Origin of the sequence: Pseudoxanthomonas sp. PXM04 (assembly GCF_014851695.1) — a bacterium.
GTDB lineage: Bacteria > Pseudomonadota > Gammaproteobacteria > Xanthomonadales > Xanthomonadaceae > Pseudoxanthomonas_A > Pseudoxanthomonas_A beigongshangi.
On sequence record NZ_JACVAG010000005.1, the window covers coordinates 71,219 to 96,461 of the forward strand.

The 25,243-nt window shown below is 64.8% G+C and carries 24 protein-coding genes; 22 read left to right on the forward strand and 2 right to left on the reverse strand.

Features of this window, described 5'->3' with window-relative positions; translation table 11 throughout:
• Window position 1: 1 nt before the first annotated feature.
• Window positions 2-952 (reverse strand): AAA family ATPase, encoded by a 951-nt coding sequence (locus tag IB228_RS13150; RefSeq protein ID WP_225562449.1) that lies wholly within the window; start codon window positions 950-952, stop codon window positions 2-4.
• Window positions 953-999: 47 nt separating this feature from the next.
• Here IB228_RS13150 and IB228_RS13155 point away from each other — a divergent pair, with 47 nt between their 5' ends.
• The gene (locus tag IB228_RS13155) at window positions 1,000-2,841 is read left to right on the forward strand and encodes a glycosyltransferase family 39 protein (protein ID WP_192198826.1); all 1,842 of its coding nucleotides are present in this window, start codon (window positions 1,000-1,002) and stop codon (window positions 2,839-2,841) included.
• Window positions 2,842-2,892: 51 nt separating this feature from the next.
• Here the strand turns inward: IB228_RS13155 and IB228_RS13160 are convergent, their stop codons facing one another.
• On the reverse strand, window positions 2,893-3,465 hold the full coding sequence (locus IB228_RS13160; protein WP_141456296.1) for a Maf family nucleotide pyrophosphatase: 573 nt from the start codon (window positions 3,463-3,465) through the stop codon (window positions 2,893-2,895).
• A 121-nt stretch (window positions 3,466-3,586) separates the two neighbouring features.
• Between IB228_RS13160 and IB228_RS13165 the strand changes: the two genes are divergently transcribed.
• From IB228_RS13165 to IB228_RS13265, 21 genes are all read left to right on the forward strand, one after another.
• Window positions 3,587-4,093 (forward strand): YceD family protein, encoded by a 507-nt coding sequence (locus tag IB228_RS13165; protein ID WP_183637643.1) that lies wholly within the window; start codon window positions 3,587-3,589, stop codon window positions 4,091-4,093.
• Window positions 4,094-4,158: 65 nt separating this feature from the next.
• On the forward strand, window positions 4,159-4,353 hold the full coding sequence (gene rpmF, locus IB228_RS13170) for a 50S ribosomal protein L32 (protein ID WP_097119893.1): 195 nt from the start codon (window positions 4,159-4,161) through the stop codon (window positions 4,351-4,353).
• Between the two features lie 93 nt (window positions 4,354-4,446).
• Window positions 4,447-5,439: a beta-ketoacyl-ACP synthase III gene (locus IB228_RS13175; protein WP_192198827.1), complete on the forward strand. Its 993-nt coding sequence runs from the start codon at window positions 4,447-4,449 to the stop codon at window positions 5,437-5,439.
• 359 nt (window positions 5,440-5,798) lie between these two features.
• The gene (gene fabD, locus IB228_RS13180) at window positions 5,799-6,743 is read left to right on the forward strand and encodes an ACP S-malonyltransferase (RefSeq protein WP_192198828.1); all 945 of its coding nucleotides are present in this window, start codon (window positions 5,799-5,801) and stop codon (window positions 6,741-6,743) included.
• Window positions 6,744-6,806: 63 nt separating this feature from the next.
• Window positions 6,807-7,550, forward strand: coding sequence for a 3-oxoacyl-ACP reductase FabG (fabG, locus tag IB228_RS13185; RefSeq protein WP_183637634.1), 744 nt, complete (start codon window positions 6,807-6,809; stop codon window positions 7,548-7,550).
• A gap of 147 nt (window positions 7,551-7,697) precedes the next feature.
• Entirely contained in the window at window positions 7,698-7,937 is a 240-nt protein-coding gene (acpP, locus tag IB228_RS13190; RefSeq protein WP_093297108.1) for an acyl carrier protein, read from the forward strand.
• Window positions 7,938-8,056: 119 nt separating this feature from the next.
• A complete protein-coding gene (gene fabF / locus IB228_RS13195; protein ID WP_183637631.1) occupies window positions 8,057-9,295 on the forward strand; it encodes a beta-ketoacyl-ACP synthase II in 1,239 nt (412 codons plus the stop codon).
• 277 nt (window positions 9,296-9,572) lie between these two features.
• Entirely contained in the window at window positions 9,573-10,937 is a 1,365-nt protein-coding gene (locus tag IB228_RS13200; protein ID WP_192198829.1) for an aminodeoxychorismate synthase component I, read from the forward strand.
• A gap of 696 nt (window positions 10,938-11,633) precedes the next feature.
• Window positions 11,634-12,701: an endolytic transglycosylase MltG gene (gene mltG / locus IB228_RS13205; protein ID WP_343227080.1), complete on the forward strand. Its 1,068-nt coding sequence runs from the start codon at window positions 11,634-11,636 to the stop codon at window positions 12,699-12,701.
• Window positions 12,698-13,354 (forward strand): dTMP kinase, encoded by a 657-nt coding sequence (gene tmk, locus IB228_RS13210; RefSeq protein ID WP_141456307.1) that lies wholly within the window; start codon window positions 12,698-12,700, stop codon window positions 13,352-13,354. Before mltG ends, tmk begins: the two co-directional genes overlap by 4 nt.
• A gap of 18 nt (window positions 13,355-13,372) precedes the next feature.
• On the forward strand, window positions 13,373-14,335 hold the full coding sequence (locus IB228_RS13215) for a DNA polymerase III subunit delta' (RefSeq protein WP_192198831.1): 963 nt from the start codon (window positions 13,373-13,375) through the stop codon (window positions 14,333-14,335).
• Window positions 14,336-14,360: 25 nt separating this feature from the next.
• On the forward strand, window positions 14,361-14,720 hold the full coding sequence (locus tag IB228_RS13220; RefSeq protein WP_141456310.1) for a PilZ domain-containing protein: 360 nt from the start codon (window positions 14,361-14,363) through the stop codon (window positions 14,718-14,720).
• A 266-nt stretch (window positions 14,721-14,986) separates the two neighbouring features.
• On the forward strand, window positions 14,987-15,940 hold the full coding sequence (locus tag IB228_RS13225; protein WP_192198832.1) for a retron St85 family effector protein: 954 nt from the start codon (window positions 14,987-14,989) through the stop codon (window positions 15,938-15,940).
• Window positions 15,937-16,878 (forward strand): retron St85 family RNA-directed DNA polymerase, encoded by a 942-nt coding sequence (locus IB228_RS13230; RefSeq protein WP_192198833.1) that lies wholly within the window; start codon window positions 15,937-15,939, stop codon window positions 16,876-16,878. Before IB228_RS13225 ends, IB228_RS13230 begins: the two co-directional genes overlap by 4 nt.
• Window positions 16,879-17,186: 308 nt before the next feature.
• The gene (locus IB228_RS13235) at window positions 17,187-17,447 is read left to right on the forward strand and encodes a hypothetical protein (RefSeq protein ID WP_141456316.1); all 261 of its coding nucleotides are present in this window, start codon (window positions 17,187-17,189) and stop codon (window positions 17,445-17,447) included.
• Between the two features lie 222 nt (window positions 17,448-17,669).
• Window positions 17,670-17,897: a hypothetical protein gene (locus IB228_RS13240; protein WP_192198834.1), complete on the forward strand. Its 228-nt coding sequence runs from the start codon at window positions 17,670-17,672 to the stop codon at window positions 17,895-17,897.
• 295 nt (window positions 17,898-18,192) lie between these two features.
• On the forward strand, window positions 18,193-18,909 hold the full coding sequence (locus IB228_RS13245) for a hypothetical protein (RefSeq protein WP_192198835.1): 717 nt from the start codon (window positions 18,193-18,195) through the stop codon (window positions 18,907-18,909).
• Window positions 18,910-19,119: 210 nt separating this feature from the next.
• Window positions 19,120-19,737, forward strand: coding sequence for a TetR/AcrR family transcriptional regulator (locus IB228_RS13250; protein ID WP_192198836.1), 618 nt, complete (start codon window positions 19,120-19,122; stop codon window positions 19,735-19,737).
• A gap of 75 nt (window positions 19,738-19,812) precedes the next feature.
• Window positions 19,813-20,916, forward strand: coding sequence for an efflux RND transporter periplasmic adaptor subunit (locus IB228_RS13255; protein ID WP_192198837.1), 1,104 nt, complete (start codon window positions 19,813-19,815; stop codon window positions 20,914-20,916).
• Window positions 20,913-24,011 carry an efflux RND transporter permease subunit gene (locus tag IB228_RS13260; protein WP_192198838.1) on the forward strand — a complete coding sequence of 1,033 codons (3,099 nt, stop codon included), beginning with the start codon at window positions 20,913-20,915 and terminating at the stop codon, window positions 24,009-24,011. Before IB228_RS13255 ends, IB228_RS13260 begins: the two co-directional genes overlap by 4 nt.
• 234 nt (window positions 24,012-24,245) lie before the next feature.
• Window positions 24,246-25,139 carry an NAD(P)/FAD-dependent oxidoreductase gene (locus tag IB228_RS13265; protein WP_192198839.1) on the forward strand — a complete coding sequence of 298 codons (894 nt, stop codon included), beginning with the start codon at window positions 24,246-24,248 and terminating at the stop codon, window positions 25,137-25,139.
• Window positions 25,140-25,243 lie beyond the last annotated feature (104 nt).

Genomic DNA, 25,243 nt, shown 5'->3' on the forward strand with positions numbered 1-25,243 from the left:
CTCAGTCCACCGCCACCGCGTGCAGGATCGCCTTGGCCAGCGCGGCGGTCGAATCGGCTTCCGCCTCGGCGACCAGCCGGTGCGCGGCCACCACGCCGAACAGCGCCTGGATGTCTTCCGGCAGCACATGCGCGCGGCCGAGCAGCAGCGCATGCGCGCGTGCCGCGCGCAGCAGCGCGATGCCCGCGCGCGGCGACAGGCCCACGCGCACGCCCGGATGATGGCGGCTGCGCGCCAGCAGCGCCTGCACGTAGACGATCAGCGCGTCGCTGGCGTGCACCTGGTTCACCGCCGCGCGCAGCGCCAGCACGTCGTCCGAACTCAGCACCGGCAGGGTCTGCGCGATCAGCGCGCGCCGATCCTCGCCGGCCAGCAGCGCGCGTTCGGCATCCGCGCCGGGATAGCCCAGCGCCAGCCGCAGCAGGAAACGATCCAGCTGCGAGTCGGGCAGGGGATAGGTGCCCGACAGATCCACCGGATTCTGGGTGGCGATCACGAAGAACGGATCCGGCAATCCATGGGTCACGCCGTCCAGCGTCACCTGGTGCTCGGCCATCGCTTCCAGCAGCGCGCTCTGCGTGCGCGGCGGCGCACGGTTGATTTCATCGGCCAGCAGCACCTGGGTGAACACCGGGCCGGGATGGAACTGGAATTGCCGCGCCGCGCCGTCGTAGATCGACACGCCCAGCACGTCGGCCGGCAACAGATCCGAGGTGAACTGCACGCGCTGGAAGCCCAATCCGAGCGTGGCCGCCAGCGCATGCGCCAGCGTGGTCTTGCCCAGGCCCGGCAGATCCTCGATCAACAGATGCCCGTCGGACAGCAGCGCCACGAACGCCAGCCGCACCTCGTATGCCTTGCCCAGCACCAGTGCGTTGACTTGTTCCTGCGCGCGCTTGAGGGCATCGCGAAGGGCATCGGATAGCATAGGCGGCGTGGGCGTGGTGGGCATCGCGTGCTCGGGACCTGACCGTTGGGATGAAGAGGAAGTGTAGCGGCATGCAGGACGTGGCAAGCGCAAGGAAAACCTTTCTGGCGGTCTGGCTGATCGCATCCGTGATCAAGGTCGTGATCGCGGCCCGCCTGCCGCTGTTCGTCGACGAGGCGTTCTACTGGCAGGAAGGCCGCCACCTGGCCGCCGCCTATTCGGATCTGCCCGGCCTCACCGCCTGGCTGACCCGGCTGGGCACCGAACTGGGCGGTCAGCACCGCCTGGCCCTGCGCGCGCCGTTCCTGATCATGGCCGCGCTCATTCCCTGGCTCATCGCCCACATCACGCGCCGCTGGTTCGACGAGGCCGCCGGCTGGCAGGCCGGCACCCTGACCGTGCTGATGCCGCTGTCGGGCACGCTGGGCTTGCTGGCCCTGCCGGACGTGCCGATGGCGCTGGCGGCGGTGCTGTGCCTGGATGCGGGTGCGCGCCTGCTGCGCGAGATCGACGCCACCTCCGCCGCCGAACTCGCGCTCGGACTGGCCATCGGCGCGCTCAGCCATTACCGCTTCCTCGGCGTGATCGGCGTGGGTTTCGTCGCCCTGCTGTGCCTGCCGGAAGGACGCCGCATCCTGCGCGACCCGCGCATCTGGATCGCGCTGGCGGTCGGCGTCGCCGCGTGGGCGCCGCTGCTGGCATGGAACCTGGAATATGCCGACGCCGGTCTGCGCTTCCAGTTGGTCGATCGCCATCCGTGGTCGTTCCAGCCCACCGGCGCCTGGTTCGTGATCATCCAGGCGTTGATGGTCACGCCACTGCTGTTCGCCGCATTGATGATCGCGGGTTTCCGTGCCAGCCGCGGGGCCGCCGGCGTGCCCTCGCAATGGCGCTACTTCGGCCTGCTCGGCATGGCCTCCACGCTGGGCTTCTTCGCGCTGGGTTTCTTTGCCGACGTCGAGCGGGTGAGTTTCCACTGGCCGCTGCCCGGCTACCTGGCGCTGATCCTGGCGGTGCCCGCGCTGATCGCCGGCTGGCCGCGATTCTGGCGGCGCGCGCTGTGGATACTGGCCGGCGTGGGCATGATGGCGATGCTGGGGTATTACCTGGTGGCCTCGGTGCCGTCATGGCGCGAGCGCTTCGCGGCGGAGAAGTACTACCCCTACAACTTCGCCGGCTGGTCGCACCTGGCCCGCGCCGTACGCGAGGAACGCGCGCGCCTGCCGGCCGACACCACGCTGCTGGCCGGCAGCTTCAAGGTGGGCGCGGAACTGGGCTTCGCGCTCGACGATCCGGACATCCGCGTGCTCGATCATCCGCTCAACCGCAAGCATGGCCGCGCGCCGCAATTGCAGCTCTGGAAACTGCAGGACGACGGCACCCGCGACACGCCGGTGTTGCTGGTGATAGGCCATGGCGACGTGCAGTACAAGCACCTGCTGGACTACTACCACACGCTGTGCGGGCAGGTCGGGCCGCTGCCGCGGCCGCGCGTGGTCAACATCGACCACGGTCACCAGCGTTTCCTGCTGTTCGCCTTGCCGAAGGAAAAAGCAAAGGGCGCCTGCGTGGCCCCGGCGATGGCCTGGATCGACGCGCCGGTGTCGCGCGCCGGCGTGTCCGCGCGCTTCCCCGTGCAGGGCTGGGCGTTCAAGGAAGGCGTGGGCCTGAAGGGCGTCGAAGTGCTGATCGACGGCAAACCGGTGGCCAAGGCCGAATACGGCAGGCCCGAGCCGGGCGTGGCCGCGTTCTGGCGCATCTCCAACGATCCGCAGCACCCGCGGGTCGGGTTCCGCGCGGACGTGGATGCGTCGGCCCTGCCGCCCGGACGGCACTGGCTGGGTCTGCGCCTGCACGGCAACGACGGCAGCGTCGAGGACTGGGAAGAGCAGCCGATCGATATCGAGCCGTGACTGGGCGGATTGCGAGAGCGGGCCGAGGCCCGCGCTACAAGGGGGACCCGGTCAGGGCAACTGGAATCCCGCCTCGCGCAGCAGGCGCGACAGCGCGATCAGCGGCAGGCCGATCAGGGCGGTCGGATCCTGCGAGTCGATGGCCTCGAACAGGGTGATGCCCAGGCCCTCGCTCTTGAAGCTGCCGGCGCAGTCGAATGGCTGCTCGGCGTCCACATAGCGTTCGATTTCCTCCGCCGACAGCGTGCGGAACCGCACCGTGGTCACATCGCTGGCCTCATGCCGGCTCTGGTCCCGCAACAGGCACAGCGCGGTGTGGAAACGGATGGCCCGGCCGGACATGGCGGTCAGCTGGGTGATGGCCGCCTCGCGGTGGCCGGGCTTGCCGATGGCCTGGCCGTCCACCTCGGCCACTTGGTCGGCCCCGATCACCCAGGCCTCGGGGTGGTGGGCGGCGATCGCAGCGGCCTTGAGACTGGCCAGTCGGGCCGCCAGCGCGGCCGGAGCCTCGCCGGGCGCGGTCGCCTCGTCCACGTCCGGGCGGGCCACATGGAAGGGCAAACGCAGCCGTTCCAGCAGTTCGCGGCGGTAGCGGGAGGTCGAGGCGAGCAGCAGGGGCATCATGGCGGGCCGGGAGACGGGGGCGGGCAGTCTGCCGAGCGGGGCCGCGTCCGGCAATCCCTTATCCTGTGACCGTTGGACAGGTTTGACAGCTCGGCGCGCAGTCCTTAACATTCAGCGGCTTATGTCCGCGAATACGCCCGAGATGTTGGATGCTTGGCGCATGGTCGCGGCACGGCGCAGTTTTGAAGGTCGCCTGCCGCTGTCGTCCATGACGCGCTTGCAGGGTCTGCTGAACGATACCGATGGCGAAGCACGCTACACGATCGAATTCGATCAAGACGCGCTGCGGGTGCCTTACGTGGAGTTGAGGATCGAGGCGCAGTTGCCGCTGGTGTGCCAGCGCAGCCTGCAACGATTCCTGCTTCCGGTCAGTCTCGTGCAGCGGCTGGGCCTGGTGCGCGACGAGGCCGACGAGGCCGCGTTGCCCCCGGACTACGAAGCGCTGCTGGTGCCGGAGGACGGCATGCTGCACCCGGCGGATCTGGTGGAGGACGAACTGGTCCTCGCCGTTCCGGTGGTTCCGGTCAATCCGGAATCGGACGCGGTGGAACGTGACTGGCCGGCGCAGGAAGAGGAATTGGCAAAGGCCAACCCGTTCGCGGCGCTGGCCTCGCTGAAAAAGAACTAGCCGCTTCGGCGGTCTGGCAATACGAATCGCAGATTCATTTCAAGGTTTATAGCTGGAGCAATCCCATGGCTGTGCAGAAATCCCGAGTCACCCCGTCCCGCCGTGGTCAGCGCCGTTCGCACGACGCCCTGACCGCCAAGCAACTGTCCACCGATCCGACCTCCGGTGAGACCCACCTGCGTCACCACGTGACCGCCGACGGCTACTACCGCGGCAAGAAGGTCATCGCGACCAAGACCTCGGCCGTCGAAGAAGATTGATGCGCTCCCGGCGCGTCCGCTTAATCGCGGACGCGCCCGCCATCATCGTCGTGGTATCCAGGGCCCCGTTGCGGGCCAGCAACGGGAGCAGGCATGAGCCAGCAATCCAACGGGCGTATTTACGCGCGTATCGCCGGAACCGGCAGCTACCTGCCTGAGAAGGTCCTGACCAACGACGACCTGGCCAAGCTGGTCGACACCAGCGACGAATGGATTCAGACCCGCACCGGCATCCGCGAGCGCCACATCGCCGCGGAAGGCCAGACCGCGGGCGATCTCGGCTACCAAGCCGCCCTGCGCGCGATGGAAGCCGCCGGCGTCGAGGCCTCCGAGATCGACATGATCGTGGTGGGCACCACCACCCCCGATCTGATTTTCCCGTCCACCGCCTGCCTCATCCAGGCCCGCCTGGGCGCCGAAGGCTGCGCCGCGATGGACGTCAATGCCGCCTGCTCGGGCTTCCTGTACGCCCTGAGCGTGGCCGACAAGTTCATCCGTTCCGGTGACGTCAAGACCGCCCTGGTCATCGGCACCGAAACCCTCAGCCGCATCGTCGACTGGACCGAGCGCACCACCTGCGTGCTGTTCGGCGATGGCGCCGGCGCCGCCGTGCTCAAGGCCGACACCGAAACCGGCATCCTCAGCACCCACCTGCATGCCGACGGCAGCAAGAAGGAACTGCTGTGGAACCCGGTCGGCGTGTCCGCCGGTTTCGACAACAATGCGCCGAACAACGGCAGCCGCATCCACATGAAGGGCAACGACGTGTTCAAGTACGCCGTCAAGGCGCTGGACTCGGTCGTGGACGAAACCCTGGAAGCCAACGGCCTGGACAAGCACGATCTGGACTGGCTGATTCCGCACCAGGCCAACCTGCGCATCATCGAGGCGACCGCCAAGCGCCTGGAGATGTCGATGGACAACGTCATCGTCACCGTCGACAAGCACGGCAACACCTCCTCCGGCTCGGTGCCGCTGGCGCTGGACGAAGCGATTCGCTCCGGTCGCGTGCAGCGCGGCCAGCTGGTGCTGCTGGAAGCCTTCGGCGGCGGTTTCACCTGGGGCTCGGCGCTGCTGCGTTACTGATCGCAGGCGACGTTCTCATCCGCGATATCGCAAAGGGCGCTCTTCGGAGCGCCTTTTGTTTTCGGGGAGAGGCAAGTCGCCGTGCGCGAAAACACCGCGTCATCTCGCACCCTGTCGCGCGTGTTTCGCATCCGCGAATTCGCCATCGTTACAAGCGGGCGAGGTGGCCGCCATCGAGTGACGTCATTGGGTGCGCAGGGTTCGCGCTGGAAGCTCGCGACTGACGTCGCTCCCACAGGAAGCAGGTGTGGGGGCGATGGTTCCGGAGGCGTGGGGAGGGGCCGCAATACGCCTGGGTACAGACAATCCGGCGCTTTCGCACGTATCATCCCCGCTCGTTTTTTTCACCGGACCCCCGCGTGACCTCCACCCCGCTCGCATTCGTTTTCCCCGGCCAGGGCTCGCAGTCGCTCGGCATGCTGGCCGAACTGTCGGAGCTGCATCCGATCGTGCGCGAAGCGTTCGCCGAGGCCTCCGACGGCGCCGGCGTGGATCTGTGGGCGCTCTCGCAGGGCGGCCCGGAAGAAATGCTCAACCGCACCGAATACACCCAGCCGGCGCTGCTCGCCGCGGGCGTGGCGGTGTGGCGCGCGTGGCAGCAGCAGGGCGGTGCCCAACCGGCCGTGCTCGCCGGCCACAGCCTGGGTGAATACACCGCGCTGGTCGCCGCCGGCGCGCTGTCGCTGCGCGATGGCGCGCACCTGGTGCGCCTGCGCGGCCAGCTGATGCAGGAAGCCGCGCCCGAAGGCGTCGGCGCGATGGCCGCCGTGCTCGGCGCCGAGGATGCCGTGGTCGCCGAAGTCTGCGAACAGGCCTCCAACTCGCGCGTGGTCGTGCCGGCCAACTACAACTCGCCCGGACAGATCGTGATCGGCGGCGACACCGAAGCCGTGGAACGCGCCATCGCCCTGCTGGGCGAGCGCGGCGTGCGCAAGGTGGTCAAGCTGGCCGTCAGCGTGCCCTCGCACACCCCTTTGATGCGCGAAGCCGCCAACCGCCTGGCCGACGTCATGGCCGGCTTGAGCTGGCATACCCCGGCGCTGCCGGTGGTGCAGAATGTCGACGCGCGGGTGCATGCGGATCTGGACGGCCTGCGCGATGCGCTGGTGCGCCAGCTGTACCTGCCGGTGCGCTGGACCGAATGCGTGCAGGCGCTGGCCGGGCAGGGCGTCGTCCGGGTGGCCGAATGCGGCCCCGGCAAGGTGCTGACCGGCCTGGTCAAGCGCATCGACAAGGCGCTGGACGCGCGCGCCATCGGCGGCGTTGGCGACTTTGAGGCCGCGCTGGCGGAGTGGGCCGTCTGAGCCCCGCCGACCCATCCTTCCGGCGCGCGCACCGCGCGCGCCCCTGATTCCGAGGACCCCGCAATGAGCAAACCCCTGCAAGGCGAAATCGCCCTCGTCACCGGCGCCAGCCGCGGCATCGGCGCGGCCATCGCCGATGAGCTCGCCGCCCAGGGCGCGACCGTCATCGGCACCGCCACCACCGCCGGCGGCGCGCAGGCCATCGGCGAGCGCCTGGCCGAGCGCGGCGGCCACGGCCGCGAACTCAACGTCACCGATGCGGCCGCCGTCGAGGCGCTGATCGAGGACATCGCCAAGCAGTTCGGTCCGGTCTCGATCCTGGTCAACAACGCCGGCATCACCCGCGACAACCTGCTCATGCGCATGAAGGACGAGGACTGGCAGGCCATCCTCGACACCAACCTCACCAGCGTCTACCGCACCTCCAAGGCGGTGATGCGCGGCATGATGAAGGCGCGCAAGGGCCGCATCGTCAACATCGCCTCGGTCATCGGCGTCACCGGCAACGCGGGGCAGGCCAACTACGCCGCCGCCAAGGCCGGCATCATCGCCTTCTCCAAGTCGCTGGCCAAGGAAATCGGCAGCCGCGGCGTCACCGTCAATGTGGTCGCGCCCGGCTTCATCGACACCGACATGACCAAGTCGCTGCCGGAAGACGCCAAGAACGCCATGCTCGGCCAGATCGCGCTCGGACGCTTCGGCGAACCGGCCGACATCGCCCGCGCGGTCGCGTTCCTGGCCGGCCCCTCGGCCGGCTACATCACCGGCGAGACCTTGCACGTCAACGGCGGCATGTACATGCCGTAACAAAAAATAGCGGTAAGTGGTTGATTTGGTGACGGATCCGGGCATCTGCCCGCCGCCGCCGGTTTCCACTACACTATCCCCCGGTTTGCCATCGCCAAGCGTGGCAATATCAACTAGTCACCCAATCTCCGTCTGGAGCGATATCCAATGAGCAGCATCGAAGAACGCGTCAAGAAAATCGTCGTCGAACAACTCGGCGTGAAGGAAGAAGAAGTCACCAACAGCGCATCGTTCGTCGATGACCTGGGCGCCGACTCGCTGGACACCGTTGAACTGGTGATGGCGCTGGAAGAAGAGTTCGAGTGCGAAATTCCGGACGAAGAAGCCGAAAAGATCACTTCGGTGCAGCAGGCCATCGACTACGTCAAGGCCCACGTCAAGGCGTAAGCCCGGCGTTCTGAAGTCTTCGTGTCGGGGCCGCGAATGCGGCCCCGCGCGTGTCCGGGGTTGCACCGCCCGGCAAGCAAAACGGGCGTACCGAAACAAATGCATTTGAGGAGCGTGTTATGAGCCGGCGTCGCGTCGTCATTACGGGAATGGGTTTGGTGTCGCCGCTGGGCAACGACATGGCCACCAGTTGGGATGGCATCGTCAACGGCCGTTCCGGCATCGGTCCGGTCACCTCGTTCGATGTTTCGGCCTACACCACCCAGATCGCGGGTGAAATCCGCAACTTCGATCCCACCACCTTCGTCTCCGCCAAGGACGCGAAGAAGATGGATCCGTTCATCCACTACGGCATCGCCGCCTCGTTCATGGCGCTGGATGATTCCGGACTGGAAATCACCGAAGCCAACGGCGAGCGTATCGGCGCCATCATCGGCTCGGGCATCGGCGGCATCCACGGCATCGAGGAACAGACCATCAAGCTGCACGAAGGCGGCCCGCGCAAGGTCTCGCCGTTCTACGTGCCCAGCACCATCATCAACATGCTGCCCGGCCAGCTGTCGATCCTGAAGGGCATCAAGGGCCCGAGTTTCTCGGTCGTCTCGGCCTGCGCCACCTCCAACCACTCCATCGGCGTGGCCATGCGCGCCATCCAGTACGGCGATGCCGACGTGATGGTCGCCGGCGGCGCCGAACTCGGCTCCTCGCCGACCTCCATGGCCGGCTTCTGCACCATGAAGGCCATGTCCACCCGCAATGACGACCCCACCCGCGCTTCGCGCCCGTGGGATCGCGATCGCGACGGCTTCGTGCTGGGCGATGGCGCCGGCGTGCTGATCCTGGAAGAGTACGAACACGCCAAGGCGCGCGGCGCGCGCATCTACGCGGAACTGGCCGGCTTCGGCGCCAGCTCCGACGCCCACCACATGACCGCCCCCAGCGAAAACGGCGAAGGCCCGGCCCGCTGCCTGGTCGCGGCCATGAAGGACGCCGGCATCACCGCCGAACAGGTCGAATACCTCAACGCGCACGGCACCTCCACCCCGCAGGGCGACCTCGCCGAAACCCTGGCCATCAAGCGCGCGCTGGGCGACCACGCGTACAAGATCATGGTCAGCTCCACCAAGTCGATGACCGGCCACCTGCTGGGCGCGGCCGGCGGCGCGGAAGCCATCTTCTCCGTGCTGGCGATCCACCACGGCATCATTCCGCCGACCATCAACCTGGACAACCCGAGCGAAGGCTGCGACCTGGACTACGTCCCGCACACCGCGCGCGAGAAGAAGATCGACATCGCGGTGTCCAATGGTTTCGGCTTCGGCGGAACGAACGGCACGCTGGTGTTCAAGCGGATCTGACGCCGGGCGATGTTGCGCGATATACGAAACCCCTCGCTGGAAGGCGAGGGGTTTTTGTTTGTCTGGTAGGAAAAGCGCCCCCATCCGCCCTTCGGGCACCTTCCCCCGCAGGCGGGGGAAGGGCGATGTATCAACATCTTCTTGATCCCAACGAAAGTCCCTTCCCCCGCGTTGCGGGGGAAGGTGCCCGAAGGGCGGATGGGGGCAAGCCCGCAATGCCAGAACCCCCACCACATCCGGCACAATGCACCCTGCTTCCCCGCGCCCCCGCAAGACGATGATCGAAACCCGCGCGCTGTCCCCCGACACCGATCTGCTCGCCCTGCACTGGCGCGATCCAGCGCGCTATCCGGTGCTGCTGGAATCGGTCGCCTCCGGCACCGTGCAGGGACGCTGGGACCTGCTGCTGATGGCCGCCGAAGGCGAAGGCTTCACCCTGCATCACGACGGCCGCGTGCGCGATCTGCACGGCATGCAACAGGACACCAACTTCCTCGACACCCTCGACGCCCACTGGCAAGCCGCGCGCATCGATCGCGAAGAACCGCGCTGGCCGTTCCGCGGCGGCTGGGCCTTGCTGCTGGCCTACGAACTGGCCGGCGAAGTCGAACCCGTCCTGCAACTGCCCCCGCGCGATGACGACGCGCGCATGCCGATTGCCGTCGCCCTGCGTTGCCCCGCCGCGATCCTGCGCGATCGCGGCACCGGCGACTGCGTGGCGATTGCCGAACAGGGCCACGCCGCATTGCTCGAACGCATCGCCGCCGACCTCGCGTCACCCGCACCGGCGTTGCCCGCCTGGCACCCGCCGCTGCGCATCGACGAGGACGCCCCCGAACGCTTCACCGACGGCGTCGTCCGCATCCTCGACTACCTTGCCGCCGGCGACGTCTTCCAGGTCAACCTCTCGCGCGCCTGGAAGGCGTGGTTCGATGGCACCCTGGAACCTTCAACGCTGTACGCGCGCCTGCGCACCGCCAATCCCGCACCGTTCGCCGGCCTGTTCGCAGGGCAGGGCTGGGCCGTGGTCAGCTCCTCGCCCGAACGCCTCGTCTCCGTGCGCGGCGACGTGGTCGAAACCCGCCCCATCGCCGGCACCCGCCCGCGCTTTCCCGGCGACGATGACGCCGCCCGCATCCGCGAACTCGTCGGCCATCCCAAGGAACGCGCCGAACACGTCATGCTCATCGATCTGGAACGCAACGACCTGGGCCGCGTCTGCCTGCCCGGCAGCGTACAGGTCGACGAACTGATGACGGTCGAAAGCTACGCCCACGTCCACCACATCGTCAGCAACGTGCGCGGCCACCTAAAACCCGACGCCACGCCCGGCCAGGTCATCCGCGCCACCTTCCCCGGCGGCACCATCACCGGCTGCCCCAAGGTGCGCTGCATGCAGATCATCGCCGAACTGGAACAGGTCGCCCGCGGCGCCTACACCGGCGCCTTCGGCTGGCTCAACCGCGACGGCGACCTGGACCTCAACATTCTCATCCGCAGCGCCGAAGTCCTCCCGCGCGAAGGCGGCACCGAAGTCCGCTTCCGCACCGGCGCCGGCATCGTCGCCGACTCCGTCCCCGACCGCGAACTCGACGAAACCCGCGCCAAGGCCCGCGGCGTACTGAAAGCCCTGGAAGCCTGACCGACTCTCTTATCCCGCTTTGCAGGGAAGAGATTTGCGTAGGGATTTTTGGCCGTCATTCCGGCGCAAGCCGGTAAGTGGGGTGGCGCGGAGCGTGCCCCCATCCGCCCTTCGGGCACCTTCCCCCGCGTTGCGGGGGAAGGGACTCGCCTCGTGATTTTCGAGGCGTGCCGCCCCCGCATATCCGCAAAGCAAACTCCTTCCCCCGCAACGCGGGGGAAGGTGCCCCAACGGGGCGGATGGGGGCAGCCTTCCCGCGACTCACCCACAGCCCCTTTCGTCATCCCAACGAACGCCCGGACCCATCTCCGCGAACCTCGCCCAAATGCATCCCGGCCCCCACCGAAATGACAACCCAAAACCCCAACGAAACTCCCTTCCCCCGCAACGCGGGGGAAGGTGCCCCAACGGGGCGGATGGGGGCGCCTTCCCGCGACTCACCCACAGCCCCCTTTCGTCATCCCGACGAACGCCCGGACCCATCTCCGCGAACCTCGCCCAAATGCATCCCGGCCCCCACCGAAATAACAACCCAAAACCCCAACGAAAGTCCCTTCCCCCGCAAAGCGGGGGAAGGTGCCCGAAGGGCGGATGGGGGCAGCCTTTCCCCACACCCTCAACCCCACCTGTCAACCCATCGCCCCCTTAACACCGAGCGGTTATCCTCCTCAGCTTCCGTCCCATTCCGAGACCTACGTGGCTTCAGGTTGCAAAAGCGGCTGCCGCAACATCGTCATCGTCCTGATTGTGCTGCTGCTGGCTGCGGCCGCCGGTGGCGCCTGGCTGTACCAGCGCTACCACGGCTTCGCCGATGAACCGCTCACCGGCCTCAAGGGCGATCAGGTCATCGAAGTCGCCAGCGGCGACGCCTTCGGCACCGTCCTGCGCAAGCTGCGCGACCAGGGCGTGACCGACGGCCAGAACATCGAATGGCAACTGCTCGCCCGCGAACTCGACGTCGCCGGCAAGCTCAAGGTCGGCGAATACGCCCTGCAACCCGGCACCACCCCGCGCGACCTGCTCACCCGCATGCGCGACGGCAAGACCGTGCAGTACCGCTTCACGATTGTGGAGGGCTGGAACATCCGCCAACTGCGCAACGCGCTCAAGGCCGCCACCCCGCTCAAGCAGGAAACCGCCCAGCTCGACGACGCAGCGCTGATGAAGGCGCTCGGCCACCCCGGCCAGCACCCCGAAGGCCGCTTCCTGCCCGAGACCTACGTCTACACCCGCCGCGAAACCGACCTCGACGTGCTCAAGCGCGCCTACGCCGCCATGGACAAGGCGCTCGCCAGCGCCTGGGCCGAACGCGACCCGCAGGCGCCGCTGGCCTCGCCGGAGGAAGCGCTCATCCTGGCCTCCATCGTCGAAAAGGAAACCGGCATCGCCTCCGAGCGCCCGGCCATCGCCGGCGTATTCGCCCGCCGCCTGAAAATCGGTATGCGCCTGCAGACCGATCCCACCGTCATCTACGGCCTGGGCAGTGGCTACGACGGCAACATCCGCAAGCGCGACCTGCTGGCCGATACGCCCTACAACACCTACACCCGCGCCGGCTTGCCGCCCACGCCCATCGCCATGCCCGGCGTGGACGCCCTGCGTGCGGTGGCCAAGCCCGAAGCCGGCGACGCGCTGTACTTCGTCGCCGTCGGCGACGGCAGCGGCAAGCACGTGTTCTCCGCCTCGCTGGACCAGCACAACGCCGCCGTCGCCCGTTACCTCGTCACCCGCCGGGAGACCCTCGACAAGGCGGCGCAACAATGACGCAATCCGTCCTCAGCCATCCGCACTTCATCAGCCTGGAAGGCGGCGAGGGCGCCGGCAAGACCAGCGCCATCACCGCCCTGCGCGATCTGTTGCAGGCGCGCGGCCACGAAGTCGTGCTCACCCGCGAACCCGGCGGCACCCCGCTGGCCGAACGCATCCGCGAACTCGTCCTCAACCCGCGCGACGAACCGTTGCATGCCGACACCGAACTGCTGCTCGTGTTCGCCGCCCGCGCCCAGCACGTGCGCCAGGTCATCCGCCCGGCGCTGCAACGCGGCGCCTTCGTCGTCAGCGATCGCTTCACCGATTCCAGCTACGCCTACCAGGGCGCCGGCCGCGGCCTGGACGCGCGCTGGATTGCCGAACTGGAACGCCAGGCCGTCGGCATCAAGCCCGGCCTGACCCTGCTGCTGGATCTGGACGTGCGCGAAGGCCGCGCCCGCGCCGCCGGCCGCGACCTCTGGCCCGATCGCATCGAAAGCGAACAGGACGACTTCTTCGAACGCGTGCGCCAGGGCTTCCGCCAGCGCGCCGCCGAGGAACCGCAGCGCTTCCGCCTGATCGACGCCAGCCAGACCCCGGCCCAGGTCGGCGCCGCCGTGCGCGACGCCCTCTGGCAATGGCTGGAAACCCTCGAAACCCTGGAATGATGTGGAAGTGACCCCGGAATGACCGAGTTCTCGCCCTGGCAGCAACGCGCCTACGACCACGCCGTCGCCGCGCTGGACGGTGGCCGCATGGGCCACGGCCTGCTCATCTGCGGACCGGCCGGACTGGGCAAGCGCGCCGTCGCCGAGCGGCTGGCCTTGCACGTCTTGTCCGGTGGCAATGCCGCCCACGCCCAACGCGCCGCCGCGCTGATGGCCGCCGGCACCCATCCGGATTTGCAGGTGGTGTCCTTTGGCTTGACCAAGGACGGCAGCAAGCTGCGCACCGAGATCGTCATCGACCAGATTCGCGACCTCTCGCAGAAGCTCGCGCTCACCCCCCAATACGGCACCGCCCAGGTCGCCCTCATCGACCCGGCCGACGCCGTCAACCGCTCGGCCTGCAACGCCCTGCTCAAGACCCTGGAAGAACCCGCGCCCGGCCGCTACCTGTGGCTGCTCAGCGCCCAGCCCGCGCGCCTGCCGGCCACCATCCGCAGCCGCTGCCAGCGACTGGAATTCCGCCTGCCGCCACGCGCGGAGGCCCTGGAGTGGCTGCAAGGGCAGGGGCACTCGGCCGCCGCCGCGCAGGAAGCCCTGGACGCCGCCCGCGGCCATCCCGGCCTGGCCGACCAGTGGCTGCGCGAGGACGGCCTGGCCCTGCGCAAGCAGATCGCCAGCGACCTGGACAAGCTCGCCCGCGGCCAACTGGGCGTGGTGGAAACCGCGCAGAAGTGGGCCAACGACGAACTGGCCGACGCCCGCCTGCGCCACGCCGCCGATCTGGTCCTGGCCCGCGCCAGCGACGCCGGCTTGACCGACACCGCCCGATTGACCAAGCTGGCCGCGTGGTTCGACGCCGCCAACCGGACAAGGGATTTGCTGCGTACCACCGTCCGGGGGGATCTGGCGGTGGCCGAACTGCTGCTGCTGTGGACGCGACAGATGGGCGAACCGCGCCCCACCCGCGCCGCACGCGGCTGACGTCACAAGGAGCAAGGGGACACCGATGAACACACCCGCCGCCACCGGTCGCCAGGGCATCCTGTCGCTGGCCGTCAAGGACAAGGCCGCCCTCTACAACGCCTACATGCCCTTCATGAAGGGCGGCGGCATCTTCGTCCCCACCCCCAAGCGCTACTTCCTGGGCGACGAAGTCTTCCTCCTGCTCACCCTCCCCGAATCCACCGAACGCCTGCCCGTCGCCGGCAAGGTGGTGTGGGTGACCCCCGCCGGCGCCCAGGGCGCCCGCACCGCCGGCATCGGCGTGCAATTCCCGGACAACAGTGATGGCGAAGCCATCAAGAACCGCATCGAGACCATCCTGGCCGGCACGCTGAACGCGGATAAGCCGACGCATACGATGTAGTAAAAGCTAACTAGTGAGGCTTAGTGAGTGTCGCTGCCGCTCACTTGACTGGCGTCAAATTTGCGTGAAATATTCGCCAACTCTTTACGCGTTAGGCAAGGGAACTGCCAGCACTATGCGGGAATGGTCCGGCGTTGCGCCGGACAGCAAAGAATTGTCTGGGTTTATCGCCCCGTACAGCCGGATTGGTCTCACCGCTCCGGCCCTTCGTACCTCCGCGGTAAGCCCAATCCGGCTGTACGGGGCGTTTTTGGGGTAAAGAGTGCATGTCAGAAGTACCAGATCCGAGGGATGTCTTTCTATCTCGGATTGATATCTCAGCCACCCGAGTTAAGAAGTTCAACGGCTTTCTATTCCTGTGTGGCGGCCCACGCGGTACGGATGAAGCCAAGCTTGAGTCTGTCAGACAGCTACTTTATTCAGAGCTGACTTCCGGGAAGTATTCTGATTTGGCTAAGAAGCTAAAGCTCGCGGAAGATATTCAAGATTGGTTTCGCGATGGAAAGTATGCCGATCTCGTTACTTTCGAAGAACATTTGGCCTGCCTATCTTCAGTCATTCTTCTGGTCGTAGAAAGCGCGGGAGCTATCGCAGAGCTAGGCGCATTCTCAGTTACCAAAGCCATCAACGAACGACTCGTCACGTTGGTTGCCGAGCATCATTTCAATGATGACTCGTTCATAAGACTTGGACCTATTATGCGGCTGGAAAAAGAAACTGGCCGCCAAGTTCTTGTTCATGACTGGCAAGAGCAGGATGCGTTAGGTCGAAGAAAGGATAATTTTGAGAAAGTTAGGCCCGAATGTGCCGCAATATTTGAAGAGGTCAGGAAAGTTGCCTCCTCTAGTGTTGGTGAGCACGTTTTTAAGGATCTTGATCCCGGGCACGTGATGCTGCTGATTTGCGAAATGTGCGATCTATTTGGTGCTTTGCAGGAAAGCGAAATAAAGGCTTATCTCAGTGCTCTCAGTGAAAAAATAAAGGGAGCTGAAGTCGAGCAGTATCTGTTTTTATTAAAAAAATGTGGAATCCTTGAGATAAAAGCCAAAGGGCATGGCCGGTACTACTATGCACCAAGTTGGGAGAGCCACATTGTTTTTGGTTTGAAAGACAGTCAGCGCATCGATAGAGACCGCTTGAGGGTAGATGTTTTTGATTTCTACAAGGAGAAGTTGAAGTCTCGCTCCGAGGTGGTTAAAGCGATAAGGAAAACAGCATGACGCTTGGATTGATTAGCGCCATCGCCAGCGAGGCTGGCATATCCAAGGGTTCGGCACTGCGAGTCGCTGTTTCCGCATACAAGAGATATAAAGTATTCAAAATAAAGAAGAGATCCGGTGATGGCACTAGAACTGTTGCACAGCCGGCCAGAGAGGTGAAGGCGATACAGCGAGCCATTGTGCAGTTTCTTTCCTCGCGACTGCCTGTTCACGACGCAGCTACCGCTTATGTCGGCGGGTCTTCGATCTACGCTAATGCGAATTTTCACGCGGGAGCTCGATATCTCCTAAAGATGGATTTCTCGAATTTCTTCCCGTCGATCCGTCCACTTGATATTGAACGTCATCTTCTTAGGCATCTAGGGAGTGAAATTTCTCCGGCAGAAGTATCTTTCGTTATTCAGGCGTGCATTTGGAGAGATCCCGAGATGGGTGGTTTTGGTCTATGCATTGGTGCGCCCAGTTCGCCATTTATTTCAAATACGATTCTGCATGAGTTTGATACTTCGGTGCGAAGTGTCTGTGATGAATATCTCGCCAAATACACGCGATACTCTGATGACATGACTTTTTCGGCTGACGGGCCAGATGTTTTGGCTGAAGTTGAAAGGCGCGTTCGTGCGGTAGTAAAAGAAATGCGATCCCCGGTTCTTCTCTTAAATGAAAATAAGCGGGTGGCTGTCTCACGTTCCGCGGCATTTCGGGTCACGGGGCTAACGCTGCCAAATCAGGGAGGGGTAAGTGTCGGGCGTAAACGAAAGCGTGGTGTCCGGGCTGGTGTTCACAAATTTGTGCTCGGGCAATTAGATGCGAAGGGTGTGGAAAAGCTCAAGGGAGAGCTTGCATTCGTTCTTAGCATCGAGCCGGAGTTTAGATATGTCCTTGTGGAGACGTATGGCGGTGCAATTCACCAGTTGCTCCCGGGCAAATGGCATTAGAGTTTTCGCCCTGCTGCTGCGCTATCTCTCTGTATGAGCTGCCAGTTCAATGTTAGTCGACTCCACACCCACCCTGTAGCAGACTCCTTCCTCGGAGTTTAGAAGCTCCAGTACAGCGGCAAGCCACCACCGAAACGCGGTGGCTTTTCCGTATTGCGTGTCACAATACGGACCGACGCAAAGCTCCGCGTCGGGAGGGCGGCTAATACAACACCCGCCAGGGAAATACGCCCACCGTTCTGTACGCGGCTTCTAACCTCCCGACAACCACGTACATCCCGTGCGTGGAGAGCAGAAGGAGTGTTTGCATGAACGGAAAGAAGCCCGCCACCCCCAGGCCCGATCGCGGCTACCTGATCACCGAGGACAGCCAACGCCAACTCCGGCGCATGGCCGAGCAGTTCCAATTGGCCGCCGTCCTCATCGCCCCCCGCAGCGCCCAGGACGACACCATCCGCATCCCCGTCCACGTCCTCCCGGTCACCGAACTCCTCTACGACCACGCCCGCCACCTGCGACGCATCCTCAACACCGCCCACCACATCTTCCTGGACGGCAAACAGCGCTAACGCAACCCCGGGACTGGCCGCGCCAACGCGTGGGCGCGGCTGGCTCCAACTTGTAGAAATCCATCTCGTGGCAACCACGATCCACGGCTGCGCGACATTCTTACATGAACCCCGTCTGCCGCATTTCAGAAGAATCTGATGGCGGCGCGGTGGAAGCGCGCGTCTGATTGGCTCGGCGGGAGGGGCTTCCGCCACAAAGCCGAATCTTTCAAGGAGAAATATATGCGTGAACTTTCCATGGCGGAATTGAACTATGTGAGCGGTGGCATGAGCAATCAATGCTATTTCGAGGGCGCGCTGAACTATGGGGTGACTGCCGCCGCGATTGGAGTAACCCTGGTGACCGGAGGAATTGCAGGATTTGGGGCCCTTGCAGGAGCAGCCTTGAGTTGGTCAAGTTGGTATCGCAATTGTGGACCGGCTGCAAACTACGGCGTACCACGCAATTGAAGAGGCTGGCGGCACTGGCATTTCTTGCCTCCGGCGGCTGGAACCTCTATCAGGGAATCATGGCCACACCGGAAGGCGAGATCGATTCGCTGCGCTGCTGGGCAGGCGGTGTCTGTGTACTGGCGGCGGTATTGATAGAGAAGTCGCGACGTCGCCCGCAACGCCGCTAATGGAGATCCCTTCCCCGCCCGTGCCTGGGCGGGGAAGGGCGGAACGACGATGAAATAGGCGGGGCAACGGCTACAGACTCGTTGCATGGAAACCTGTGGAGCGCTGGCATAAGGAGCTCACCAGAATGGCTGCCAATAGAAAAATCGCGGCGCTGGCTGTGACGGCATTGCTCGTTGGAACCGCTTGCTTGTACTTCTTTGGCAGGGGCACTGAGCGGGAAAATCAGAATGCCTTCGCGCCTGAGAAGGAGTTCGGGCAAAAAAAAGCAGCCGCGCTAATGCCGGTACCTCCAGCTACAAGTGCCACGACACCCACGGCTCCTTCCAGCGTTTTCCAGCACTGTCAATGCCCGTCGGACACAGAGGATTGCGAGCGCAATCCCAACGTGGCCGCCACGCCGGAGGAAGCCCGATGGCTATTGACGCACGGCTATCCCACGGTCAAACAGATTCAGGATCTTCGCACGCGGTCCACGGCGGACTATCGGGAAGAGTACCAGCGGACCGGCAGCAAGGTAGCCCAGTCGCTCTATGCGATGAGCCTGGCGCTGGACGGTGAGGCGAGGACGGCGATTGGCCTGCTTTGGCAGGGAGCAGCCCAGGGGAATGTCTACGCGTTTCACTTGTTGTCCGATCTGTATCGTCGTACGGAGGAATTGGCAAACCTGATCACCAGCGCTGCATATCTGCGTGCGGCCTATCTGGCCGGTGACTCCCGCGCGGCGGACCGATACGCCTACCAATTCGGCATGCTTTCGCCGCCTGAAAACCTGCTCGCCGACAAGGAGGCGTTCCGGCTTTTCACGACCTACGGGCAGGGACGCAACTATCCGCGTCCTTGAGAATGGCGTCAGCCGAAGTGCCCTCGACCGACCATACAAACGGATTGGAGTATCCGGTGACTGGTGGACTGGTGGAGGGCGTATCAGGCAATTGAAGAGGGCTGCGGCACTGACGTTTGGATGCCCTGTTCAGTCCGCTAAGCCCGGGGTGACCAATAACCCCAACGGACATAAGTTGATGATTCATGGTGGCCCCGGTAAGCTGGGGGCATGAATACCCTGAGCGCTCCAACTGGCGCCAGCCGCGGGCCGGCTACTCATGACATTCGCGACCAGATTGTCGTGGCGGCGACTGAGCACTTCAGCCACTACGGCTACGAGAAGACCACTGTTTCCGATCTGGCCAAGGCGATCGGCTTCTCAAAGGCTTACGTCTACAAATTCTTCGAGTCGAAGCAGGCCATTGGCGAGATGATCTGCGCCAACTGCCTGGCGGAACTCGAACAGGAAATCCATCAGGCCATTGATGGCGTGGAGCAGCCCGCAGAGCGGCTGAGGAAGTTTTTCAAGGCTTCCACGGAGGCGCACCAGCGACTCTTCTCCCAGGATCGAAAGCTCTACGAAATAGCGCAGTCGGCCGCCGCCGAGCGGTGGCAATCCGTGTCGGGATACGAGGAGAGACTACGCGCGCTGCTTCAGGAAATCCTCCAGCAGGGCCGGGATTCGGGCGATTTCGAGCGCAAGACGCCGCTGGATGAAACCACCAATGCCGTCTATCTGGTATTGCGCCCGTATTTGAATCCACTTTTGTTGCCGCATAGCCTCGACTACAGCGGGCAAGCGCCCATGCTGCTTTGCAGCCTCGTGTTGCGGAGCCTGTCTCCTTAGGAAATTCGTTGTGACTATTGACTATTTTGGTCACTAGGTTCAGAGTCCCGTCCAGATTGGACCGACGGGACTCCCATGCGTCATTTTGTTAAAAATTCATTAGCCGTTGCTCTCCTGGTTTTTCTGGCGGGATGCGGCGCCGAAGCACCGTCTGACCCCAGAACAAAGGCGCCTTTCGTACGCACGGCGACGGTGGTGGGGGATGGCGCGCCAGCTCGCGCATTTACAGGAACGGTGGCGGCGAGAGTCCAGAGCGATCTCGGATTCCGTGTTCCAGGCAAGGTGTCGCAGCGGCTGGTGGATGCGGGGCAAAAGGTCCGGCGCGGGCAGATCCTGATGCGCATCGACCCGGCCGACCTTCAGTTGTCGGCGCAGGCGCAACAGCAGGCGGTCGTGGCCGCGCAAGCCCAAGCCAGACAGGCGATCGCCGATGAGGCCAGGTATCGGGCCCTGCTCGGCACGGGCGCCGTCTCCGCCTCCTCGTACGACCAGAGCAAGGCCGCGGCCGATGCGGCGCGCGCCCAGCTCAGTGCCGCCAGAGCGCAGGCACAGGTGGCCAGCAACGCCAATCGCTACGCGGAGCTTCTCGCCGATGCTGACGGCACTGTGATGGAAACGCTGGCCGAACCCGGCCAGGTGGTGAGCGCCGGCCAGCCCGTCGTGCGGCTTGCGCGAACCGGAGAGCGCGAAGCCATCGTGCAGCTTCCCGAGACCCTGCGCCCGGCACTGGGCTCGGTAGGCCAGGCCAGGCTGTACGGCGATCGCCGGGACCCGGTGCCCGCCAGGCTCAGGCAGCTCTCTGACGCGGCGGATCCGCTGACACGCACCTACGAGGCCAGGTATGTCCTGGACGGCGCGCTCGCGGAGGCCCCTCTGGGCGCCACCGTCACGCTCGAAATCGCCGATGGCCTGCCCGTCACGGCCGCACTTCAGGTCCCGATTGGCGCGCTGTTCGACGCAGGGAAGGGGACCGGTGTCTGGGCGCTGGAGGGCACGCCCGTCAAAGCCGTCTGGCGCCCCGTGCAGGTAATGGGACTTTCGGACGATATGGCGCAGGTCAAAGGCCGCCTGAAGTCGGGCGAGAGGGTTGTTTCGCTCGGTGCGCACCTGATCAAGAACGGCCAGATCGTCAAGCCGCTGGGCGAAGGCAAGGAAACGCGCTCCGGAGCTCAGCGATGAGTGAGGGGCGCTTCAATCTTTCGTCGCTCGCGGTTCGCGAGCGCTCCGTAACCGTCTTCCTCCTGTTCTTGATCTCGGTGGCGGGCGTCCTTGCGTTCTTCCAACTGGGCCGCGCCGAGGACCCTCCGTTCACGATCAAACAGATGACGGTCGTCACTGCATGGCCGGGAGCGACGGCGCAAGAGATGCAGGACCTGGTGGCCGAACCATTGGAAAAGCGGCTGCAGGAACTGCGGTGGTACGACCGCTCCGAGACCTACACGCGGCCAGGCCTGGCCTTCACGATGGTGTCATTGCGCGACGCAACGCCACCCTCCCAGGTGCAGGACGAGTTCTATCAGGCCCGCAAGAAACTGGGAGACGAGGCAAAGAGGTTGCCCGCTGGCGTCATCGGGCCGATTCTCAATGACGAATACGCTGACGTGACCTTCGCGCTCTTCGCGCTCAAGGCGAAAGGGGAGCCGCAACGACTGCTGGTGCGTGACGCCGAAATGCTGCGCCAACAGTTGCTGCATGTGCCCGGGGTCAAGAAGGTCAACATCATCGGCGAGCAGCCGGAGCGCATCTTTGTATCCTTTTCGCACGATCGGCTGGCGACGGTAGGCGTCAGCCCGCAGGACATTTTCACCGCACTCAACAGCCAGAACGTGCTGACGCCAGCCGGGTCCATCGAGACCCGTGGGCCGCAGGTGTTCGTGCGCGTGGAGGGCGCCTTCGATAGCCTGGAGAAGATCCGCCAGACGCCGATCGTGGCGCGCGGACGCACGCTGAAGCTCTCCGACGTGGCCACCGTCGATCGGGGTTATGAGGATCCGGCCACCTTCCTCGTTCGCAACAACGGCGAACCCGCGCTCCTGCTGGGCGTCGTCATGCGCGATGACTGGAACGGGCTGGATCTCGGCAAGGCGCTGGAATCGGAAGTCAGCAAGATCAATGCGCAACTGCCTTTGGGCATGTCGCTTGCCAAAGTCACCGACCAGGCCGTGAACATCAGTTCGGCGGTCGACGAGTTCATGGTCAAATTCTTCGTCGCGCTGCTTGTGGTGATGCTGGTGTGCTTCCTCAGCATGGGCTGGCGGGTAGGCATGGTGGTCGCCGCGGCCGTACCCCTGACCCTGGCCGCGGTGTTCGTCGTCATGGCGGCCACGGGCAAGAATTTCGATCGCATCACGCTGGGCTCGCTCATCCTGGCATTGGGGCTGCTGGTGGACGACGCCATCATCGCCATCGAGATGATGGTGGTGAAGATGGAAGAAGGCTACAGCCGCGTGGCCGCCTCGGCCTATGCCTGGAGCCATACGGCCGCGCCGATGCTGTCCGGAACGCTGGTCACCGCCATCGGATTCATGCCCAACGGTTTCGCGCGATCCACCGCGGGTGAATACACCGGCAACATGTTCTGGATTGTCGGCATCGCGCTCATCGTGTCCTGGGTGGTGGCCGTGGTGTTCACTCCCTACCTGGGCGTGAAGCTGCTGCCGGACATCAAGAAGGTGGAAGGCGGACATCAGGCGATCTACGACACCCGCAACTACAATCGCTTCCGGGAACTGCTGGCGCGGGTGATCGCGCGCAAATGGTGGGTCGCCGGCGCGGTGGTGGGGCTGTTCGCGCTGGCCGTCGTTGGCATGGGCGCGGTCAAGAAGCAGTTCTTTCCCACCTCCGATCGACCGGAGGTGCTGGTCGAGGTGCAGATGCCCTACGGCACGTCCATCCAGCAGACCAGCGCCGCCGCGGCCAAAGTCGAAGCCTGGCTCGCCAGGCAGGAAGAGGCGCGCATTGTGACGACGTACGTCGGACAGGGCGCTCCTCGCTTCTTCCTGGCGATGGCCCCGGAACTGCCGGATCCGTCGTTCGCCAAGATTGTGGTACTGGCAGGCGATGACAAGGAGCGGGAAGCGTTGAAATTCCGGCTGCGCGAGGCGATCGCCGACGGACTGGCGCCCGAAGCGCAGGTGCGTGTCACCCAAATCGTGTTCGGTCCGCCATCCCCGTTCCCGGTGGCTTATCGGATCATGGGGCCGGACACGGAAAAACTGCGCGAGATCGCCGGGGAGGTCGGCAACGTCATGCGGGCGAACCCGATGATGCGAACGGTCAACTCCGACTGGGGACCCCGCGTGCCCACGCTGCACTTTGCACTGGATCAGGACCGCCTCAACGCCGTGGGCCTGACCTCGAACTCGGTGGCGACGCAATTGCAGTTCCTGCTCAGCGGTGCGCCGCTCACGGACGTACGCGAAGACATCCGTTCCGTGCAGGTGGTAGGTCGCGCGGCGGGCGATACGCGTCTGGATCCGCAGAAGATTGCGGACTTCACGTTGGTCGGAAGTGCTGGTCAACGTATCCCGCTCTCCCAGGTGGGGACCGTGGAGGTGCGCATGGAAGATCCCATCCTGCGCCGACGCGACCGTACGCCCACCATCACCGTCCGCGGCGATATCGCCGAAGGCCTGCAGCCGCCAGATGTCTCCACGGCGGTGCTGAAGGATCTGCAGCCGCTGATCGAGCGGCTCCCGGCGGGCTACCGCATCGAGCAGGCCGGTGCGATCGAAGAGTCCGGCAAGGCCACGGCGGCGATGCTCCCGCTGTTCCCGATCATGATCGCGCTCACGTTGCTTGTCATCATCCTGCAGGTTCGCTCCATCGCCGCGATGGTCATGGTGTTCGCCACCAGCCCACTGGGGCTCATCGGTGTGGTGCCGACCCTGCTGGTCTTCCAGCAGCCATTTGGCATCAACGCACTGGTCGGACTGATCGCGCTGTCAGGCATCCTGATGCGTAACACCCTGATATTGATCGGCCAGATTCACCATAACGCGCAGGAAGGCCTGGGTCCTTTCGATGCCGTTGTTGAAGCGACCGTGCAGCGGGCGCGGCCCGTCATCCTGACCGCGCTGGCCGCGATTCTGGCCTTCATACCGCTGACGCACTCCGTGTTCTGGGGGACGCTGGCATACACGTTGATCGGGGGAACGCTGGCGGGAACCGTCCTCACACTGGTCTTCCTGCCGGCGATGTATGCAATCTGGTTCAAGATAAAACCGTCTTCACCCGATGAAACGGCCCAACCCGTGCTTGCCCCTGCACACTGAGCGTGGTCCGACGCATGAATGCCGAGTCTTTTGCACCGTTTGACGGGACGAGCGCCGACGCGATGCTGAGCCTGTTTCATCGGGCTCTTTCCGGGCCGCCTCTGCCGCACATGCATGGCGCTGTTTCTGACCGAGGTTCCAGTTCCGGGCCCTTCGAGCGCGTATCGCTGGACAATGCGCACCTGGCCCCAGCCCAACCCCAACCCTTCCACCCACAACGCGGAGCCCATCACCATGGATGACGTCATCATCATCGGCGGCAGCTTTGCCGGTCTCGCTGCCGCCCTGCAACTCGGCCGTGCCCGCCGCAAGGTGACCGTTCTCGATACGGGGCTGCCGCGCAATCGCTTCGCCGGCCACTCGCATGGCCTGCTCGGCCACGATCACAAGCCACCGCTGGACATCCTGGCCGAAGCGCGGCGGCAGCTGGCGCGCTATCCCACCGTCAGGCTGGTCAATGCCCGGGCCGACAGCATTTCCGGCGCCATAGATGATTTCACCGTTCTCACCGGGGACGGCGAAAGCCTTGGGGCGCGCCGCCTGATCCTGAGCTATGGCGTCGTTGACCAGATGCCTGATGTTCCGGGCTTTGCGGAAGGTTGGGGGACAGCCATTGTGCCTTGCCCCTATTGCGACGGCTTTGAAGTCGCCGACCAGCATTGGGGCCTCGTCTGGTCCGGTCCGCAGTCGCACAATCATGTCAGGCTGTTCCACGATTGGACCGACAGGTTGACGCTCTTCGCCGACGGTCACGACATTGCGCCCGACGTCCGGGCCGATCTGGCGCGTCGCCGCATTCCTGTCGTCGCTGGCCGGATCACCGAGATCGCCCATCACGGGGACCATAACGCCATCGTCAAGCTCGATACCGATCCCGATGTCGCGGTCGACATCCTGTTCGCGCACCCGCGCAACAAGCCGTCCGCAAGCCTGCATGAATCATTGGGCCTGGCCACGGTCGATACGCCCCTTGGCATCGTTCTGAAGGTCGACGAGCGCCGCGAAACAAGCATGCCCGGCATCTACGCCGCCGGCGACCTCGCCAACCCCCTCATGCCCTCGGTCACCACGGCATCATCACAGGGCGCGATGGCGGGTATCTTCGCCCAGCAGTCGATGCTGGTTTGAATGGCCGCCTCCAACCAGTGCGGGACATCCGGCGCACCTTGTCCGCGTCCTTGCCACTGGCCGTCGATGTCACTTCCGGGATTGGCTGCGGAGAGCGGGCAACG